This window comes from Candidatus Nomurabacteria bacterium (assembly GCA_023898625.1).
Lineage (GTDB): Bacteria > Patescibacteriota > Saccharimonadia > Saccharimonadales > JAGQNJ01 > HK-STAS-PATE-36.
The window spans coordinates 195,609-209,861 of sequence record CP060231.1 but is presented as its reverse complement, the minus strand read 5'-3'; the positions used below and the strand labels follow the sequence as shown (position 1 = coordinate 209,861).

The following is a 14,253-nucleotide window of genomic DNA, read 5'->3' as shown; positions in this document are numbered from 1 at the left end:
ACTAGATGTAATTCTGTAAAATTACATCTGTTAGTTAGTAGTGGGGCGGTTAGCTCATTTGGCTAGAGCGCAACATTGACGTTGTTGAGGTGACAGGTTCGAATCCTGTACCGCCCACCAATTGCGAAAATTCATCAACCAGTCGCCGGAGTTGATAGGCGACTGGTTTTAATATAACGATGAACATATATCAACTATGTCTGGAATTGCAAAACTGTCCATCAAAAGCACTACAGCTTACTGATTAAGTGTTGATGTTGCGTGCATATTTATCGCCAAACAGTTCAAAAAACAGATGCAAACCCGGTGTTATTATAACAATAATAAAGTACTAGCATTTTAATACTAGCTTATGTATACTATCTATTTGTAAGGTGGCTTTTTGCCGAGGTGTGTTATAAAAAACACACTTATTAGTACCGTTTGAATGTATTTGCGAGAACATTAAAGCGGTACTTTTTATTTCCACCTCTGTTGAATATGGTGTATTATATTGATTATGAAGGATAAAATAGACGAACTATACGCGATGAGGCACTCATTAGCGCATATTATGGCTACAGCGATAAAAGGCAAGTGGCCAGATGCCAAATTCGGTGTAGGCCCAGTTGTAGAAAATGGGTTTTACTATGATGTTGACCTGGGTAACATAAAGATCTCTGATGAAGATTTTGCGACATTAGAAAAAGAAATGCACAAAATAGTCGAAGCTAACGATACTTTCGAAAAATTCGAATTGCCGGTAGATAAAGCAATTGATTGGGCAAAGGATAACAAGCAACCTTATAAGCAAGAATTATTGAATGACTTAAAGCGTTCCGGAACCACAGTTGCAAAAGAGTTGAATAAAGATGAGCTAGGAACAATTGCCGGAGAAGATTCTGTCATAGACAGCGTCTCTTTTTACAGGAATGGTGACTTTACTGATTTATGTCGAGGGCCTCATGTAGCCAGTACTGGCAAGGTGGGCGCATTTAAATTGATGCGTGTTAGTGGTGCATATTGGCGTGGCAAAGAAGATAATCCTCAAATGCAACGTATCTATGGCGTTGCATTCAAGACAGACAAAGAACTTAGGACATACTTGAATATGCTTGAGGAAGCTAAAAAGCGCGATCATCGTAAATTGGGTCAAGAACTGGATTTGTTCTTTTTTCATGAGACTGCACCCGGAATGCCATATTGGCTACCCAAAGGGGTGATTATTTATAATGAATTGATTAATTGGTGGAGGGAAGAACATAGGGTTAGGGATTATAATGAAATAGTATCACCCTTGTTGAACCGTAAGGATTTGTATGTTACTTCCGGGCACTTTGATCATTATTGGGATGATATGTTCGTAACAAAATCGGATGGCGATGACGAATATGGGGTCAAAGCAATGAACTGCCCAAACGCCATGTTGGTATATAAACATAAGCCACGCTCATACAGGGACCTACCTTTAAGGTTAAGTGATACAGATACTTTGCATCGGAATGAACTATCAGGTAGTTTGAATGGCTTACTACGGGTTCGTGAATTCAGGCAGGACGATGCTCATATCTTTGTCGAAGAACACCAAATAAAAGCAGAATATGAGCGGATTTTTGAAATAACCGAAAGATTTTATTCTATTTTTGGCATGGATTACTCGTTTGTACTAGCGACAAGGCCCGACAAGTACATGGGAGAGAAAAAGCTTTGGGATAGCGCAGAGAATACTCTTAAAGAAATACTTAGCGAAAGTGGTAGGAAATATAGTATCGAGGAGGGTGACGGTGCATTTTATGGTCCAAAAGTCGATATTTATATGAAAGATGTACTTGGTCGTTCTTGGCAAATGGGTACAATACAACTAGATTTCCAACAGCCTATTCGTTTTGATTTGAGTTATGTAAATAATAACGGAGAAGAAAAAACCCCCATAGCCATACATAGAGTTATTTACGGATCGCTAGAGCGATTTATGGGGATTCTTATTGAGCATACAGCTGGTAGATTTCCTATTTGGCTTGCGCCTGAACAGCTTAGAATAATCACAGTTAATCAAGAAAAAGAAACAGTAGATTTTGCTGAGAGCATTGTTAATAAAGCTAAAGAATTGGGCGTTAGAGTTTATTTGGATAACGATAATGAATCTGTTGGCAAGAAAATTCGTCAGTCAGAGTTACAGAAGGTTCCACTATCTATTGTGATAGGTCAAAAAGAGATAGATTCAGGCGAAGTAACTCCTAGGGTGCGACAAGATTTGGGAGCTTCAGGTAGGTATAATAGTTCAATAAATACAAACGAGTTACTTAACTGTATTGTTGAAGATTCAATAAACAAGCACTAGAATGAATAAATTTACAAAATTGGGGATAATTTGTTTTGTGTTAATGGCTATATTGTTGTTTGTAGGCATCCCAATAATATTAATACAGATTTATGGGCTGGTCGGCAACAATACGGTAGGTGGCCAGCAAGTTGTTAGATTTTTTGAAGTTAAGGTGTTAATAATCAATACAATGCTTTGTTTAGTTGCAATTTTGCCTGTAGTTGGCGTTGTATTGTTGGTTATCGGGAACAAATCAAAACCAAAAAGTATAGACAAGAAAAATAAGCAACATAAGCAAAAGTTAGTGTAAGTAGGTAAACCCAATAGCTAATCTATTTGATATAATTAGCAGATAATGAAAGAAGTTATTGCTGTTGATATAGACGAGGTACTGTTTCCATTTGTTGATGAGTTTTCTAGGTGGCACAATCAAGAATACGGGACCAACTTGAGTAGGAATGATTTTAATAGTTATGAGTTTAACGATACTTTAGGTGTTTCGGTTCCAGAGACCGTACATCGAGTTCATCAATTTCTGTCTATGGATCATGTTCTTCGAGGTGTTGAGCCCTTGGAGTATTCTATGTCGGCCATTTCTAAGCTTAGTGGTGAGTATAGCCTTAAGGCAATAACAGCTAGACATCCCCAGTTTGAAGGGGTTACTCGTGACTATTTGTTACGTTATTTTACTAATAATATTGTAGAGATAACATTAGTAGGCACAGAGGCAACAATGAACCAGGTTAGAACTAAAGCAGAAGTTTGCCTTGAGGTTGGTGCTATTGCTCTGATTGATGATTCAACCAAACACGTATCAGAATGTGTTGAGGTTGGAATTACTGGAATATTATTTGGTGACTATCCATGGAATAGGGTTAATTCGTTGCCAGATGGCGTAATTCGGTATTCTAACTGGGGCGGAGTCTTGAGGCACTTTGATGTCTGAAGAAATAAGTTTTAGGCAAAAAGTAGAATCTCTAGTGTCTCAAATCCCAAAAGGCAGAGCTATGACATATGGTCAAATTGCCAGTCTCTGTGGCAATCCTAGATCCGCAAGAATTGTTGGTGGAATTGCTCATTTTGGCGACCCAGCACTACCGTGGCACCGAGTAGTAAACAAAAATGGTGGTTTAGCGTCTGGTTATCCAGGTGGTAAGGCTGGTCATAAGCAAGTACTTGAGCGGGATGGATATGGTGTTAACAACTATATGGTTGATATTGAAAGGATAATTTGGTGGCCAAAACATTAAGCCCTCTGGTTGTTATTGTTGGTGAAACAGCCAGTGGTAAAAGTGACTTAGCGATGTCATTAGCACAACAATTTAAGGGCGAGATTATTTCGGCTGATTCACGTGCAATCTATAGGGGCATGGATATCGGTACAGCAAAACCATCTAAGCAAGACCAAGAAAAAATAAAGCATCATTTGATTGATATCATCAATCCAGGCGAAAAATATTCAGTATTAAGATTTAAGAATGATGCCAAAGAAATAATTAATGATATTACGAACAGGGGTAAATTGCCAATTATGGTCGGGGGCTCGGGGTTGTATATTGATGCGGTAGTATTTGACTATCAATTCGATAGTAATCCAGACATACGTAGCTTAGTTAATCCACGTCACGCTCAGACGGATAACAAGGTGGACTGTATAAATGAAATTAGAGACAACACATTAATTATTGGAATTTCTAGATCCAAAGAAGAGTTGAAATCTAGGATAGCTCAACGGTTTGAAGAAATGCTTGACGGAGGTGTTATAGATGAGGTTTCTGAACTATTAAATAGGTACGGATCGGATAATGATGTTTTGTCAGGGATTGGTTACAAGACGTTTGTGAGATACATTAATGGAGAAATAGATATCGATAGGCTAAGAGAGGAATATATTAGAGGTGATATGTATCTAGCAAAGAGACAACGCACTTGGTTTAAGCGCAACAAAAGTATTCACTGGATAAAAACTCAAAGTGAGGCTGTTGAGCTTGTAACAACGCTATTACGTTAATTTGAATGCTTTTCTGATACAATTAATATATGGTTGAACAATTGTTTGGGTCTAAAACTAGAGTAAAGCTATTACAGCTATTTTTATCTAACCCGAATAGGTCATTCTATGTCAGAGAAATAACTAGAAAGATAGATGAGCAAATAAATTCAGTACGCAGAGAACTAGCAAACTTACTAAGTATAGGTATAATTTCCTCGGATAATAACAATAATCGTTTATATTACGAGGTAAACCAGAAGTATGAGCATTATCGGGCTCTTTCTAGTATTTTTGGCAAGGGTTCAGTGGTACAGTTATCAAGAGATGACGTAGTAGAGCATGGTGGCGATGATATTGCAGAATTAAAGAAGACGGGAAATATAGAAGTAGCGATTTTGACAGGTCAATTTACCAGAGACGAATCTTCTGGTATTGATATGTTGGTTGTGGGTGATGTTAGTCAGGCGAAGCTTAATAAATACATAGCTCAGCTAGAAGCCAAAGAAGGCAAGGATATCAGATACGCCGTTTTTTCGCCGAGTGAATTCGAATACAGGCAACAGATCAACGATAGATTTCTAAATAGTTTATTGGCGTCAAAGAACCAAATTTTAATAGATAAGAATAGCCGTTTTAACAAAAGAGAAAGGTAATATAATGGAATTTCAGTATTTTGGTGGCAATTGTGTTCGAATATCAACAAAAGATGCAGTTGTAATAGTAGATGATAATTTGTCAGAGCTTGGTAAAAAAAGCCAAACAAAATCAGGAGATATAGCAATCTTTACGGGTGCTCATGCAGATACACATGTTGATACGAAGATAACAATTGACCAACCAGGAGAGTTCGAGGTGTCAAAAATATCAATAATGGGTATTTCTGCTAGGGCACACATGGATGAAGAAAATCAAAAAACTGCAACCATGTTTAAGTTAGTTGCAGACGACATAAGGGTTTTGATTACAGGACATATTTACCCGGAACTGTCAGATGATCAACTCGAATCAATAGGTTTAATAGATGTGATGGTTGTTCCAGTGGGCGGGAACGGCTTTACGTTGGATGGAGTTGGCGCCCTGAAGATTATCAAGAGTATAGAACCAAAGCTAATATTGCCAGTGCATTATGCTGACGACCAAATCAAGTATCCCGTAGCTCAGCAAGAGCTAAGTGTGGTTTTACAGTCCATGGGTATGGAGGCTAAAGAGTCAGTCTCAAAACTCAAGATAAAGGGTAGTGATTTATTTGAGGGCACTCAAGTAGTTATACTTGAAAGGCAATGATAATTCTTACATACATACACTAAGCAAATTGCATACAAGTAAAGGAGTTATACGAGAATATCTTATTTGGCTTCTTGGTTCAGGTGCCTATTGGTAATAACACCTTTTTTCTTTAGAGTTCTAATTGCTTGAGTGCTTAGTTTCATTCGTACTTTTTTACCGTCAATTATTAATGTTTTGGTCTGAAGGTTGGGTTTCCATACCTTTTTTGTATGGCGTTGAGAAAAGCTAATATTGCTTCCAAATTGCTTTCCTTTACCAGTTAATTCACATTTTTGCATAACAGGGGTATATTGTACACAATGATTGTTTACAAGTCAACTGTTGTTCATGAAGAATAACTGATATACTCTATCTATAATGCTTACAGAACTTGGTTTATCCGGAATACTAATTTTCTTGCTCATGCTTATAATTTCTCTGAGTTTTCATGAAGCAATGCACGCCTTTGCTTCTCATTGGCTAGGCGATACAACAGCAAAAGATTTGGGTAGGCTAACGTTAAATCCATTAAAGCACGTAGATCCATTTACAACAATAATATTACCTTTAGTTTTATTATTGCTCGGAATGCCACCATTCTTAATCGCAAAACCAGTGCCATTCAATCCGTATAGAGTTAAGTATGGTGACTACGGGGCGGCACTTGTAGGGCTGGCTGGTCCGTTAAGTAACTTTTTGCTTGCTATTGTTGGTGTGTCTATAATACGCCTTTCGGGTGTTGCAGTAGGTACAACAATTTATCAATTTTGCAGTATGTTTATTCAGCTAAATATTGCAGTTTTTGTGTTCAATATGATTCCTTTTCCGCCACTTGATGGATCTCGTGTTCTGTATGCGTTTGCTCCAGATCCACTAAGAAAGGTAATGCAACAGATTGAATCTTTTGGTTTAATTGGTATTTTTATCTTCATGTTTGTGCTATTTCCTTTACTTGTTCCAGTCGTGAACTACTTAAACAATTTTTTCTTTCAAGTATTACTATAGAAAGGATGCTGGTATAGGGGTATAATATTGTTTGTCAGGTTATCATCCGTCTATGATTATCTAACACCATCTGATAGGGATTTTTATATCATATAAATCGTGGTTTATGTGTGCGAAGACCCACCTAGATAAATCAGATTAATCAAGGGTGATAGCTTGACTTTTGTCTTATCAGGGTGTGGCGCAGTTGGCTAGCACGCATTCATCCCATGAAGATTTATAAATGGATAACAGGGTATAGCTTAGTTGGCTAAAGCGCCGGGCTGGGGGTCCGGAGATCGGAGGTTCAAGTCCTCTTACCCTGACCATTTATAAATTTTCATAGGGACCCCTTTTACGGCTGGGGTGAGAACTGCCAGTGGCAGTTTGCAAGGAAATCTTCACCTGACAGCTATGCTGTCAAGGCAGAAGTTTCGGGGTCGCCGGAGGTGACCGTGAGGTCGCAGGTTCAAGTCCTCTTACCCTGACCAAAAATGGACTCATTTCAGAATTGCGGCGCAAATGCGCCGTTTTTTCTTTGGCGGCACGGTGTGCCGACCAAATATTCTTGGGGGAGGGAGAAACAGTGTAGGGGTCTGTATATTTATTGGTTCATCTGGTTGCATAAAGAGTCTGGTTGAGCTATACTATGCCATAAGCTTAACTACTGTAAAACTTAATTATAAAATAATGATTGATAATAAAAATAGCAACATATATGAAAAAGCAATTACTACCGATAGGTCTGCAGAATTGCTGGCTCGTAAGCATGGATATGATAGTATCGCCCAGCTTGCAGAAGAGCTCCCAGAGGGCGCAAGAGTACTTGATGTCGGTGCAGGTGCTTCACCTTTTGGCAAGGAAGTCGCAAAATTACGGCCTGATATAAGTTGGGTTAATTTCGATTTTAGCTATCAAGATCCAGATATTCTAAAAGAGGCAGAACAGGGTGCGCCAGATAATGTAGAGTGTATTTTTGGAGATGCTACTAGACTAGATGAGGTATTCGGGGCAGAGAGTTTTAATATCGTTTTTTCTTATTGGTTAATGCCACACCTATCATTGGACAATGTTGAACCTGCTGAACGAGTAGCAGAGGCTATGGTCATGGTCACAAAACCGGGTGGTCAGATATCAGTAGGTCCAATTGTTGGCAAAAATCATTTTTTGTCAATAAAATCTGGCAACTCTCTAAGAATCTATAAAGATGAGGACAAAAGCACAGAATCCTATGTAAGAGAGATTGTTGATGCAACAAAACTTTCTGGGCTATCGCGTACTTTACAAAAAAATGCCAACGAAGTTGCAACGCCGTTTTTCGGTACAACTAGATACGGAAAGCGTGAGGGAAAAGTTCCCAAAATATTTGACCCAAAAACTGGCGAATATGTTTCTGTCATTTCTGGCCAGGGTATATATACCCTGGGTCGTTTAGCAGTGGTTTTAGCCAAACACGCAACTAGAAGACAAAGAGCATAAGTTACATCAAAATAACAGAGTTATAGACTGGGCATTATATAGTTGTCAGATGATTAACATCGAGTCTCCATAACTTAAAAATTTGTAGTCGTTTGCTAGCGCTACTTCATAAGCGTGCATTAGATTATTCCATCCTGCAAAGGCTGAGGCCATCATCAGAACCGTTGATTTAGGTGCATGAAAATTGGTAATCATTGCATCTACAACCCCAAATTTGTACCCAGGGTATATAAAGATATCTGCTTCTCCAGAATAATCTTTTTCTTTCGGCGTCTCCGTTTTATACAAGTATTCTAATGTTCTAGTTACAGTTGTGCCAACAGCAAAAATTCGGTTGTTACGGGTTTTTGCTTCATTAATCGATTTAATTGTTTTAGAAGGGACTTCAAAGTACTCACTATGCATTTCATGCTGTTCTATTACCTCTGTTCTGATAGGCAAAAAGGTACCCAAACCAACATGTAACGTTATAAAAGCAACAACACCACCTTTGGATGTTATTCTTCTAATAAGGTGATTTGTTAAGTTTAGTGATGCAGTTGGTGCGGCAACGGACCCATCTGTCTTTGCAAACTCTGTTTGATATCTTTCAATATCTTGTTTGTTGGATGACCTATGCATGTATGGCGGCAGAGGAACGTTGCCATAGTTACTACAAATTGTAATAATGTCATCGTCGCAACTAATGTCTGCAATTCCATTGTCGTGAACTTGTTCTATTTTTATATAACTATCACCAAGTTGATATATTTCGCCTTCGTGTACTTTTCCTTTGTGTAGTGCTTTCCATTTGTGTACATCAATAGCATTAGAGTGCCTCTCAAGTAATACAAATTCTCTCGTCTTAGCACCACATTTTGCTATAATTCTTGCTTTAATCACCCTAGTATCATTTACGACTATAACATCTCCTGGATTGATGCATTGATCAAAGTTGCTATATTCGCTGTGCTCAATACTTCCATCATTCTTATTTAGAATAAGTAATTTACTATTACCACGTATTAATGGTGGATGGATCGCTATTTGTTTGTTAGGCAATGTATAAGTAAAATCGTTGATATGCATAGATGGTATTCTAAGGTAGAATAGATAATAATGAAAAGCCTAAAGTTTAATCATATTGAAGCGGATAATATTAAAAATGGAATTCAGACAGCTACACTAAGAATAGATGACGATAAAAGTATAACTGTCGATGACAAAATAGTTGTAATTGATAAAGTACGAGAAGATCAACCAGAGACATGGATTGATATAGGAGTAGCCAGTGTTAATAAGGTATCATTGCAAAGGATTGGCGACCTGGATCTTGAACAAGGAAATTTTGAAAAATTTGGCTCTACTTCCGAGCTATATGAACAAATGGCATTATTTTACGGTGATATCGTAAACGAGGATACTCATGTAAAGGTAATTGAATTCGACTTCACGCCAAGAAATGTGCAGATTAATGCAAAATCTAATGATGACAATGCTACAACGAAATATGTCGAAATACAGCTTTTTGGGGATGGTGGCTCTAGAGGTAATCCAGGTCCTTCAGCTAGTGGATACGTGATAATCGATATGAACAATCATGTGATTGAAACAAACGGAGAGTTTTTAAATATAACTACCAACAATCAAGCAGAATATCATTCTCTGCGATTGGGGTTGGAGAGAGCTCATCAATTAGGGGCTGAAATTGTTCATGTTTATATGGATAGTATGCTAGTTATAAACCAAATGAAAGGTATCTTTAAAGTAAAAAACAAAGATCTTCTTGGGGTTTATAGAGCTGTTAAAGAGCTTACCTATAAATTCCGTAGTGTTGATTTTACCCACGTACCTCGAGAATATAATAAATTGGCAGATGCAGAAGTAAATCGAATACTAGATGCTAATCAAAATCTGGTATAATCATCACTGCCAGGTTATCGACTAGTCGCTCTGTACTTAAGGCTATTAATGATGGAATTAGCTTGATGGTCATAAGTACAGAGAGGAAAGTCCGGGCAACATAAGGAAGGGCAGTTGCTAACAGCAACCAGAGGTAACTCTAGGGAAAGTGCCACAGAAACAAGACGGCCTCGTATCCTTTGCTGATATCGGTTATATATTGAGTAGAATACCAGTAATGGATACGAGGTAAAGTTGAAAAGAGTAGGGTAAGAGCCTACAGTTGATTATGGCGACATAACCAAAAGGTAAACCCTGTCTGTTGCAAGGTAGCGTATCATATTGTGCGTTTTGTACATTAGTATCCTGCTAGATATGCGCGTGAAACCCGCTTGATCTGCAAAGCAATTTGTAGACTAGATAGATGACTAGTAATAACAGAACCCGGCTTATAGATAGGCTGGCATACAAAATCACACTTATTAAGTGTGATTTTGTAAGTTTAACCCAACCCCTAATTGTCTGAAGATTACTTGCCGTTTTTTGATACTATCTTTGCAACTTCGCTAAAGGCCACAGGTTCATTAACGGCAAGCTCTGCCAGTATCTTGCGGTCAAGGCTGATATTAGCAGTTTTTAGGTTTGCTATGAGCTTACTATAAGTCGTACCGTTTAAGCGTGCTCCTGCATTAATTCGAGTATTCCAAAGCTGCCTAAAAGTTCGTTTTCTGTTTTTGCGGTCACGGGTGGCATTTTGCAAGGATCGTACTATCGCTTGTTTACCTCTCTTAATACTTACTCTATTGCCATGAGTCATGCCACGAGTCGATTTACGAATCTTGTTATGTTTTTGCCTGGATGCGGTTCCTCTTTTTACGCGCATAATATCTACACTCCTAAGTTTCTCTTAATTGATTTAACTGACTTGCCTGATGCTGTTTGTGGCACGGCGAAGTTACGTTTACGAGCAGCACCTTTCTTTGAAAGGTTATGTCCTTTGAATGAATGTCCATGCATAACCTTGCCACTCTTTGTTACTTTAAAACGATCTTTTGTACCGCTATGCGTCTTTAACTTTGGCATTTGTATTACTCCTTATTGTGAATATTAGTTGTTTTCCGCTGAATTGAGGCTTTTGGTCAATTATTGCTTGTTCACCAAGTGCTTCGATGATTTTTTCTGCAAGTTTGAAGCCGAGATCTTTATGCGCTAGTTCGCGCCCCCTATAGAAGATCGCAAACTTTACTTTATGTCCTTCTGAAAGAAATGTAAATACTTTCTTAAGTTTAACCTCTAAGTCGTGCTGTCCTATCTTAAGCCCCAATCTGATTTGTTTAACATCCAATGCTTTGGCGTTGCGCTTATTTTTTTGTAATTGTTTGGTCTTTTGGTAGTTGTATTTACCCCAATCAATTATCTTCGCTACGGGAGGGTTTGCATTTGGAGACAACTCAACTAGGTCAAGTCCTTCATTTCTTGCAACGTTCAGAGCCTCAACTCGACTCATGATACCCAGCTGTCTTCCGTCCTCGGTTATGACTCGAAGCTGTGGTGCCCGAATCGACTCGTTCAGGCGGGTTTCTTTGCTAATACTCAACTCCTTTTAATAAATTAATACTCTGGAGAATTTTAACAGATATTAAAACAGGGGTCAAGCTTTTGCTTAGAGTTGATGGGATAACTTTGGTCTGAATTGTAATGATTCGGCAATATGCATTGGTTCAATGCTCTTTGATTGATCTAGGTCGGCAATGGTCCTCGCTACCTTTATTGTTCTCATGTAACTTCTCGGTGAAATATGAAGCTTTTTTGAAGCACTATCGAGAAGAGATTTGGCGCTTGGCGACAGACAAGCAGTATCTTTGATATCCTGATTATTCATTTCGCTATTTGTCTTGGTTTTCGCAAAGCGTACTTTTTGAATTAGTCTTGCGTCGGCAACTCTTTTAGCAATTACTGCACTCGATTCTTCTGTGCTTTTGCCAGCGAGTAAACTTTTGTGCTCTATATTGTCTACATTTGAAAATATGTCTATTCTGTCCAGTATTGGTCCAGACATTTTTTGTTGGTATTTAGCTATCTGTTGAGGGCTACAATGGCATTCCTGGTGTGTATTATAGTACCCACATGGGCAAGGGTTGGAGGTCGCAACCAAAATAAAGTTTGCTGGGTAAGTAGCAGTTCCTTTGGTGCGAGTTACGGTAATCATATTATCCTCAAGAGGTTGGCGGAGCGCCTCTAGTGATGATCGCTTGAATTCAGGCAACTCATCAAAGAACAGAACTCCTTTATGGCTAAGACTAATCTCTCCTGGCATTGGATAGTTTCCTCCGCCAATTATTGCTGTATTACTTGCAGTGTGGTGAGGGGATCTAAATGGTCTGCTTGTAACTATGTCGTCAAAGTCGTGGCTTATTAGGCTGTGCAGATGAGTTACTTCAAGTGACTCATCTATAGTTAGATTCGGAAGAATGCTAATCATAGCTTTCGCAAGCATACTTTTGCCAGTTCCGGGAGGCCCATTTAGTAGTATGTTGTGACCTCCAGCCGCAGAAATTTCTAAACCTCTTTTCGCAACTTTTTGTCCAGCAATATATTCAAAAGTATAAGAATAAGAATCATTTTGTTTTGGGTGTGTTTGTGAGAGGCTAGGCATACCCTTGTGTTTTTGTATCAATTTATGACCAGATAAATGGAGGTAAAGTTCCTTAATAGAAGAGATAGGGTAGATATTGATTCCTTCCAGCAACTCGGCCTGTCTTAGGTTTTCTCTGGGGATATAATAATCTAAAATATTTTTAGATTTTTTAGCAATTAAGATTTTTCCAATAATACCTCTAATTGGTCTAACCGAACCATCAAGACCAATTTCGCCCATAAATACAGAGGGGTTTTGTGGTGCATTAACTAGCTTGCTTGCAGTCATTATTGAAGCAACAATTGCTAAATCTAGGCTAGTTTCTACTTTCGGAGTATCAGCAGGTGCTATATTGATCGTGATTCGTTTTCTGGGTAGGTGGATTGAATTGTTGGCGAATGCACTGCGTATGCGTTCTTTTGATTCGTCTATGGGCCTACCTACGTGCCCAACAATAACTATGTTTGGAAGTCCGTTCGAAAGCTGGCACTCGATATCTAAAAGTATTCCATCATACCCAAGATCTAAAACACTGTGGATGACATTTTTCATAATAATATTCTGATTGTACATACTGAGTTTGAGTTAAACAAAAGCAACAACCCATCAAAAACTTTTTGATGGGTTGTTAGTTATTGGAAGGTTGTGTTTGTTAAGGTTTTGAGTGTTTATTATTCTTATTGGAACAACGGCTTGCGAGAAGCCGTTGTTGTTGAGTCGTTTTTGTTTTTGAGCACTTTTTTTATTCAAGTGCTAAATACATCTTATAAATTACTAAAATACATGTCAACAAGAATATGCTTTAAATTGAACAAAGCTGTGTATAACTTTTTTTTGAGTATACAGATCATTACTAAAAAACCTGTTGTTTGTTGCAATATGGGCAGTTTAAATGTTTATTAATGATAAATTTTTGGACGAATTTGTGAGATTGTATAGTTACTTCAACAAAATTCTTATGTGGCGATTTAATGCTGGGGGTTAACTCATGGAGAGCGATATGTAATTTGCGTATAGTATGTTTTTTATGACTAACGAGCTACTAGCCTTATAGTACTAGATTCAGTAATCTATGGAGTATTATAAAAATCATACAAGGCTCTTGAATAAGTATCACATCAATTAGATAAAAGCATATAAGTCTGTGAAAATTGAGTAAATTACGGTAAACATAAAGACCTCATAGTCAACGTGAATCCCGCATTCCTTGTGTGTTTTCAAATCTGTGCCTATAAGATTCTCATGATATAAGTTTATGTTTAGTTATTGCAACAATCTATATATTCTGCATAAAGTTAATCGGGGTATTATATATACTGGACTAGTAGTTTTGTTGTTCATGTTTTAAGTAATGTTATTAGTTTGTTGTTTTAGTGAGGTAATCAATTATGAAGTCTAATAAGTGATTTTAGCCAAGTAGTGTTACTCTGGCTTAATTCTTTGCAGAGTAATTTTTTTAGTGAAACTTGAGACATGCTTAGAATTATATATATTCATCTTTTTTTGAGATAGAATGTTGTGGTTTCGAATATGACTCTACGTTAAGTACTTTAGTGAACACTGTGTAACAAGAACATTACCAAGTACGTTATTGCTTATTGAAACAATGGTTATGTCTATATAGGCTTTGAGATATGTTTTGCTGAAGTATTGAGCTTAACTCTGAATACATGATCATGAAAAGCTATTAGATCTATGAATATTTTCTTA

Annotated in this window: 16 protein-coding genes, 2 tRNA genes and 1 other RNA gene; 13 read left to right on the top strand and 6 right to left on the bottom strand. The window is 37.8% G+C overall.

Annotation, left to right across the window (positions count from 1 at the left end):
* The first annotated feature begins 43 nt into the window (after nucleotides 1–43).
* From H6793_01045 to H6793_01010, 8 genes are all read left to right on the top strand, one after another.
* Nucleotides 44–120: transfer RNA gene (locus tag H6793_01045), tRNA-Val, on the top strand.
* Nucleotides 121–499: 379 nt separating this feature from the next.
* Nucleotides 500–2,320 carry a threonine--tRNA ligase gene (thrS, locus tag H6793_01040; protein ID USN95734.1) on the top strand — a complete coding sequence of 607 codons (1,821 nt, stop codon included), beginning with the start codon at nucleotides 500–502 and terminating at the stop codon, nucleotides 2,318–2,320.
* Nucleotide 2,321: 1 nt separating this feature from the next.
* Nucleotides 2,322–2,612: a hypothetical protein gene (locus H6793_01035; GenBank protein ID USN95733.1), complete on the top strand. Its 291-nt coding sequence runs from the start codon at nucleotides 2,322–2,324 to the stop codon at nucleotides 2,610–2,612.
* A gap of 45 nt (nucleotides 2,613–2,657) precedes the next feature.
* Entirely contained in the window at nucleotides 2,658–3,248 is a 591-nt protein-coding gene (locus H6793_01030; GenBank protein ID USN95732.1) for a hypothetical protein, read from the top strand.
* Complete coding sequence (locus tag H6793_01025; GenBank protein ID USN95731.1) at nucleotides 3,241–3,552, top strand: methylated-DNA--[protein]-cysteine S-methyltransferase; 312 nt, start codon at nucleotides 3,241–3,243, stop codon at nucleotides 3,550–3,552. The genes H6793_01030 and H6793_01025 overlap by 8 nt, the downstream gene beginning before the upstream one ends.
* A complete protein-coding gene (locus tag H6793_01020) occupies nucleotides 3,537–4,313 on the top strand; it encodes a tRNA dimethylallyltransferase (GenBank protein USN95730.1) in 777 nt (258 codons plus the stop codon). The genes H6793_01025 and H6793_01020 overlap by 16 nt, the downstream gene beginning before the upstream one ends.
* A gap of 29 nt (nucleotides 4,314–4,342) precedes the next feature.
* Complete coding sequence (locus H6793_01015; protein ID USN95729.1) at nucleotides 4,343–4,948, top strand: transcriptional regulator; 606 nt, start codon at nucleotides 4,343–4,345, stop codon at nucleotides 4,946–4,948.
* A 4-nt stretch (nucleotides 4,949–4,952) separates the two neighbouring features.
* Nucleotides 4,953–5,579: an MBL fold metallo-hydrolase gene (locus H6793_01010; protein ID USN95728.1), complete on the top strand. Its 627-nt coding sequence runs from the start codon at nucleotides 4,953–4,955 to the stop codon at nucleotides 5,577–5,579.
* A 62-nt stretch (nucleotides 5,580–5,641) separates the two neighbouring features.
* Here the strand turns inward: H6793_01010 and rpmB are convergent, their stop codons facing one another.
* On the bottom strand, nucleotides 5,642–5,860 hold the full coding sequence (gene rpmB, locus H6793_01005) for a 50S ribosomal protein L28 (GenBank protein USN95727.1): 219 nt from the start codon (nucleotides 5,858–5,860) through the stop codon (nucleotides 5,642–5,644).
* A 79-nt stretch (nucleotides 5,861–5,939) separates the two neighbouring features.
* Here rpmB and H6793_01000 point away from each other — a divergent pair, with 79 nt between their 5' ends.
* The 3 genes from H6793_01000 (at nucleotide 5,940) to H6793_00990 (ending at nucleotide 8,024) form a co-directional block, all read left to right on the top strand.
* Nucleotides 5,940–6,566 (top strand): site-2 protease family protein, encoded by a 627-nt coding sequence (locus tag H6793_01000; GenBank protein ID USN95726.1) that lies wholly within the window; start codon nucleotides 5,940–5,942, stop codon nucleotides 6,564–6,566.
* A 231-nt stretch (nucleotides 6,567–6,797) separates the two neighbouring features.
* A tRNA-Pro gene (locus H6793_00995) sits at nucleotides 6,798–6,874 on the top strand.
* Between the two features lie 361 nt (nucleotides 6,875–7,235).
* Entirely contained in the window at nucleotides 7,236–8,024 is a 789-nt protein-coding gene (locus tag H6793_00990; protein ID USN95725.1) for a class I SAM-dependent methyltransferase, read from the top strand.
* Nucleotides 8,025–8,069: 45 nt separating this feature from the next.
* Here H6793_00990 and queA read toward each other — a convergent pair whose 3' ends face one another.
* Entirely contained in the window at nucleotides 8,070–9,092 is a 1,023-nt protein-coding gene (queA, locus tag H6793_00985) for a tRNA preQ1(34) S-adenosylmethionine ribosyltransferase-isomerase QueA (GenBank protein USN95724.1), read from the bottom strand.
* A 30-nt stretch (nucleotides 9,093–9,122) separates the two neighbouring features.
* Between queA and H6793_00980 the strand changes: the two genes are divergently transcribed.
* Both H6793_00980 and rnpB read left to right on the top strand, forming a co-directional pair.
* Nucleotides 9,123–9,926 (top strand): reverse transcriptase-like protein, encoded by an 804-nt coding sequence (locus tag H6793_00980; protein USN95723.1) that lies wholly within the window; start codon nucleotides 9,123–9,125, stop codon nucleotides 9,924–9,926.
* 9 nt (nucleotides 9,927–9,935) lie between these two features.
* An RNA gene (rnpB, locus tag H6793_00975) (RNase P RNA component class A) lies at nucleotides 9,936–10,373 on the top strand.
* A 61-nt stretch (nucleotides 10,374–10,434) separates the two neighbouring features.
* On the opposite strand, the gene rplT is transcribed toward rnpB, so the two are convergent.
* From rplT to H6793_00955, 4 genes are all read right to left on the bottom strand, one after another.
* Nucleotides 10,435–10,788 carry a 50S ribosomal protein L20 gene (gene rplT / locus H6793_00970; protein USN95722.1) on the bottom strand — a complete coding sequence of 118 codons (354 nt, stop codon included), beginning with the start codon at nucleotides 10,786–10,788 and terminating at the stop codon, nucleotides 10,435–10,437.
* Nucleotides 10,789–10,793: 5 nt separating this feature from the next.
* Nucleotides 10,794–10,988, bottom strand: coding sequence for a 50S ribosomal protein L35 (gene rpmI / locus H6793_00965; GenBank protein USN95721.1), 195 nt, complete (start codon nucleotides 10,986–10,988; stop codon nucleotides 10,794–10,796).
* Complete coding sequence (locus tag H6793_00960; protein ID USN95720.1) at nucleotides 10,966–11,502, bottom strand: translation initiation factor IF-3; 537 nt, start codon at nucleotides 11,500–11,502, stop codon at nucleotides 10,966–10,968. Before H6793_00960 ends, rpmI begins: the two co-directional genes overlap by 23 nt.
* Before the next feature lie 66 nt (nucleotides 11,503–11,568).
* Nucleotides 11,569–13,095 (bottom strand): YifB family Mg chelatase-like AAA ATPase, encoded by a 1,527-nt coding sequence (locus tag H6793_00955; GenBank protein USN95719.1) that lies wholly within the window; start codon nucleotides 13,093–13,095, stop codon nucleotides 11,569–11,571.
* Nucleotides 13,096–14,253: the final 1,158 nt, after the last annotated feature.